Annotated in this window: 6 protein-coding genes; 3 read left to right on the top strand and 3 right to left on the bottom strand. The window is 68.9% G+C overall.

Annotation, left to right across the window (positions count from 1 at the left end; translation table 11 throughout):
- Positions 1 to 17: 17 nt before the first annotated feature.
- The gene (locus tag ACFYX0_RS46850) at positions 18 to 392 is read right to left on the bottom strand and encodes a transposase (protein ID WP_388981716.1); all 375 of its coding nucleotides are present in this window, start codon (positions 390 to 392) and stop codon (positions 18 to 20) included.
- A 146-nt stretch (positions 393 to 538) separates the two neighbouring features.
- Between ACFYX0_RS46850 and ACFYX0_RS46845 the strand changes: the two genes are divergently transcribed.
- A complete protein-coding gene (locus ACFYX0_RS46845) occupies positions 539 to 2,356 on the top strand; it encodes an FAD-dependent oxidoreductase (protein WP_388981713.1) in 1,818 nt (605 codons plus the stop codon).
- A 202-nt stretch (positions 2,357 to 2,558) separates the two neighbouring features.
- On the opposite strand, the gene ACFYX0_RS46840 is transcribed toward ACFYX0_RS46845, so the two are convergent.
- A complete protein-coding gene (locus ACFYX0_RS46840; RefSeq protein ID WP_388981710.1) occupies positions 2,559 to 2,837 on the bottom strand; it encodes a hypothetical protein in 279 nt (92 codons plus the stop codon).
- Between the two features lie 45 nt (positions 2,838 to 2,882).
- Entirely contained in the window at positions 2,883 to 3,101 is a 219-nt protein-coding gene (locus ACFYX0_RS46835) for a hypothetical protein (RefSeq protein WP_388981707.1), read from the bottom strand.
- Between the two features lie 398 nt (positions 3,102 to 3,499).
- Here ACFYX0_RS46835 and ACFYX0_RS46830 point away from each other — a divergent pair, with 398 nt between their 5' ends.
- Positions 3,500 to 3,964, top strand: a complete 465-nt coding sequence (locus tag ACFYX0_RS46830; RefSeq protein WP_388981705.1) for a transposase — start codon at positions 3,500 to 3,502, stop codon at positions 3,962 to 3,964.
- Position 3,965: 1 nt separating this feature from the next.
- Positions 3,966 to 4,368 (top strand): IS3 family transposase (locus tag ACFYX0_RS46825; protein WP_388981703.1); only part of this gene is annotated, 403 nt, incomplete at its 3' end.

Here is a 4,368-nt window from a genome sequence, read left to right as displayed (position 1 = left end):
CTGCCCCCAAGCTTCGATCAGGCCGCTGCGACGGCCCAATGGATGCGGTCTTTCACCGCCTCTCGATCAACATCGCGCCTCGTGGCGCACAGCTCGGCCGCGAAGAAACTTGCCGCGGCCTTGAGGATTTCGTTGGCCCGCTTGAGTTCGGCGTTCTCCTTCTTCAGCGCCTTGAGCTGGGCAGACTCCTCCGTCGTCGTCCCCGGGCGCTGGCCCGCGTCGATCTCGTGCTGCTTCACCCAGTTCCGCAGCGTCTCGCGGGAGCCGATGCCGAGCTTCTCCGTCACCGCTTGCAAGGCGGCCGTCTCGTTCGGGTAGTCGTCGCGCACCTCGGCGACCATGCGCACCGCACGGCGGCGGAGCTCAAGCGGGTAACGGGAAGGTCGTGCCATGACTCGATCCTTTCATAAAATCGAGTCTCTATTCGAACCGGGGCGGTTCAGTGGCATGTCTGGTTCGCCCTGTGACAGTGAGGATGTCGTGGAGGACGGGCAACAGGCTTCCGGGCTCCCGGAACCCTCCCTACCCTCCCGGAATCATGGCAACAGAACACGCGCAGCAGCCCCAGCCCACCGCCGGACATTCCCGCAGACGTTTCCTCACGGCCGCCGGCGGCGCGGTCGGCGCGACCGCGTTACGGCCCGGAGCGCGGGCGGTCCCGGCCACGCCCTCCCGCCGGCGCGTCGCCGTCCTCGGCGGCGGCGTCTCCGGGCTCAGCGCCGCCCACGAACTCGCCGAACGCGGCTACGCCGTCACCGTCTACGAGTACTACGACACCCTCGGCGGCAAGGCCCGCTCGATGGACGTCCCCGGCACGGCCGCCGGCGGCCGCAAGCCCCTGCCCGGCGAGCACGGCTTCCGCTTCTTCCCCGGCTTCTACCGGAACCTGCCCGACACGATGCGCCGCATCCCCTTCCCAGGCAACGCCGGCGGCGTCCACGGCAACCTCCGCAACGCCACCGAGGAGTTGTTCGCCCGCAGCGCGGGCCGCCCCGACCTGCACTTCCCGCTGCGCCGGATCACGACCCCGCCGGCTCCCGGCGACATCACCGCGTCCTGGATCCGCGACCAGATCCTGTCCGCCCTGGATGTGGCCACCCGCCTGCCCGCCGACGAGGTCGCCTACTTCGCCGATCGTCTCCTTGTCCACCTCACCAGTTGCGACGCACGCCGCGAGGGCCAGTGGGAGAAGGTCGCCTGGTGGGACTTCATCCGCGCGGGGGAGATGAGCAGGGAGTACCAGACACTCCTCGGCATCGGGCAGACTCGCAACCTCGTCGCCACCCGCGCCGAGGTGGCGTCGACCAGGACTGTCGGCCGCGTCATCATCGAGGCCCTGATCCTGTGGGGCCTGCTCGGCCGCGGGTTGGACGGCGACGCCGACATCGACCGCGTCCTCAACGCTCCCACCAGCGAGGCCTGGATCGACCCGTGGGAGGCGCATCTACGCTCGCTCGGCGTCGACTTCGTAACCGGCACGCAGGTATTGGAGGTCGGGTACGAGGGCGGGCGGGTGACCGGCGTGCGCGTCGCGGCCCGCGACGGCGGCCACGAGCGCACGGTCACCGCCGACCACTACGTCTCCGCACTGCCCGTCGAACACGCCCGCGCCACCTGGGGCAGGGCCCTGCGCTCCGTCGACCCACAACTCGGCCGGTGCGACGCGCTCAAGACGGACTGGATGACCGGCGTGATGTTCTACCTGCGCACGCCCACACCCGTCGTGCACGGCCACATCAACTGCCTCGACTCACCCTGGTCGGTGACAGCCGTCGGCCAGGCACAGTTCTGGGACGTACGGGACTTCCACCGCGACTACGGCGACGGGCGGGCCCACGACTGCCTCTCCGCGATCATCTCGGAGTGGGACAAGCCCGGCGTCCTGTACGGCAAGACGGCCAAGGAGTGCACCAGGGACGAGATCGTCGCCGAGCTGTGGGCGCAGCTGAAGGACGGGCTGAACGACGCGGGCAAGACCACGCTCAGGGACGAGGACCGCCTCGGCTGGTTCATGGACCCGGCGGTGACGGGCCTGGGCGGCCCTGACCCGCACAACCGTGAACAGCTCCTCATCCACCCGACGGGCACGCTCTATCATCGCCCCTCGGCGGGGACGGCGATCCCGAACTTCTTCCTCGCGGGCGACTACGTCCGCACCGACATCGACCTCGCGACCATGGAAGGCGCCAACGAGTCCGCACGGCGAGCCGTCAACGCCCTGCTCGACGCGGACCGTTCGAGCGCCGAGCGGTGCCGTGTGTGGGAGCTGTATCGGCCGCCGGAGATGGAGCCCCTGAAGCGGATCGACGAGGTGCGCTACAGGCTGGGTCTGCCCAACACCTTCGACCTGGGGTGAGCCGGAAGGGCCGCTGCTCCGGCGCGAACGGCGGGATCGAATCAACCATACGAGGGCCTCCGCGCTCCGGTGGGTCCTCTCCCCCGCACCCTCTCTCTATGCGTCAGCTTCGCGGTGTGTACCAGGCACCAGACACAGGACAAGGTCAAGGGTGTGGCGGGCGGCTGTGCGGGCAGGTCATCGCCGTCCCCCGACCTGCCCGCTACACGCGGGCGGCGGCTGATTCCGGTGCGGCGGCGGGCTCGTGTCCACGCTGGACGTCCGCTTTGGTCACCGCCAGGTGGGCGACCACCAGAACGATCAGGGCAAGCAGGACCAGAGCCACCGGCCCGTCGCCGAGGCCGAGGCCTCCGACGGAGCGAGGCCTGCCCAGGCCGTCGGCGATCGACGCGCCGAGCGGACGGGTGATCACGTAGGCGGCCCAGAAGCAGAACATCGGATTCCAACGCAACCAGCGGTACGGCACCGCGGGAATGAGCATCAGCACCGCGAAAACGGCCGCAGAGGTGAAGTCCCAGGCGCAGGGTTACGCGGTGAAGTCACCCAGCGCCGTGCCCATGGCGAAGGTGGCGACGACGGTCGCCCAGTAGAACGCCTCACGGCGGGGAGAGTCGATGGTGTGAATCGACAGGGTGCCCTCGGTGCGCCGCCACAGCCAGAACACAGCCAGCAGCAGCACCGCGTACAGCACGCTGGAGAGGGTGTAGGGCACGCCGAGGGCCACGTGCATCACGTCGGCTGCCATCGTCCCGAAGATGCCGACCATGGCGACGGCGAACCAGTACGTCCACGGCCCGGTAGCGAGCCTGGCGGAACTGGATCACAAGCGCGACGAGAAAGGCGGCGAATCCGAGCACCACCGCGAGCTGCGGCACCATGGCCTGGACGAGACGGTCCGAGGCGCCCTCCCCAGTTCCGTCGACAGCCCCTTTGCCATCCAGAAAAGCGGCGTCGATTCCGGGAACGCGAAGGGCGCCTTGGATGACGCCTGCGGCAGTCCTGCCCGAACGAGCATGACGAGCTGTCGAACCACCCGGTCAGGGGCTGGACTGTCGCAAGCGAAGCCGCTCAGCAGCACGCAATCCCGTTCGTGTGCCGCTGCCTCGCAGTGGCCGCCGACGTGCGTGAACGCGCCGCATTCTGATGGCGCTGAGCGGCTCGTGGGCCGCGGCGAGCATCGCCGAGATCGGACTGGACATGGAGGTCTTCCCCACGTCGGCCCACCTCGCTTCCTGGGCGGGTATCTGCCCCGGCAACAACGCTTCCGGTGGCAAGCGCCGCTCAGGACATACCCGTCCCGGTTCGCGTTGGCTCAAACAGGCGCTGACCGAGGCCGCCTGGGGAGCCGCCCGCACCCGCGGCACTTATCTGGCCGCACACCACGCCCAGATCAAGGGCCGCGCGGGGCGGTTCAAGGCGATCGGCGCGACTCGGCACGACATCATCGTCGCTTACTGGCACATCGTCCACGACCGGGTGCCCTACCGGGAGCTGGGGCCTGACTGGATCGCCCGGCGATACTCCCCAGAGCGCCGAACCCAACGGCTGATCTCCCAACTGGAGGATCTGGGTGTCAGTGTGACCGTGGTCCCAGACACGTCGTCGTGACGTGGATTCATATCTCAGCCGCGGCCTTCTTCGCGAAGGAGATCGTGAAGTAGGCACTTTGTGTCTCTTCATCGATGCGGAGAAGGTCACCGAGGCGAACCCCGATGGCTACAGCGTCGCGCGGCTGTGTCGAGTCCTGGGCGTCAACCGCTCCACCTACTACTCGTGGCTCGCCGCGCGGCCGGCCGTCGCCGAACGGCAGTGCGCCGATGACGAGTTGGCCGGTTGCATTCGTGAGATCCACGCCGCTTCTCGTGGCGCGTATGGTGTTCCGCGGGTGCACGCCGAGCTGCGGCGCAGGGGCCACGGCATCAACCGGAAGAGGGTCGAGCGGATCATGCGTGAGCGCGACATCCGCGGGATCACCCGCCGCCGGCGCCGCCACCTGACGAGGCAGGACGCCA

This window comes from Streptomyces sp. NPDC002573, assembly GCF_042889625.1.
GTDB classification, from domain to species: domain Bacteria; phylum Actinomycetota; class Actinomycetes; order Streptomycetales; family Streptomycetaceae; genus Streptomyces; species Streptomyces gibsoniae.
Note: the sequence above shows the minus strand (reverse complement) of the source record. Positions and strands in the feature narration are given on the sequence as shown.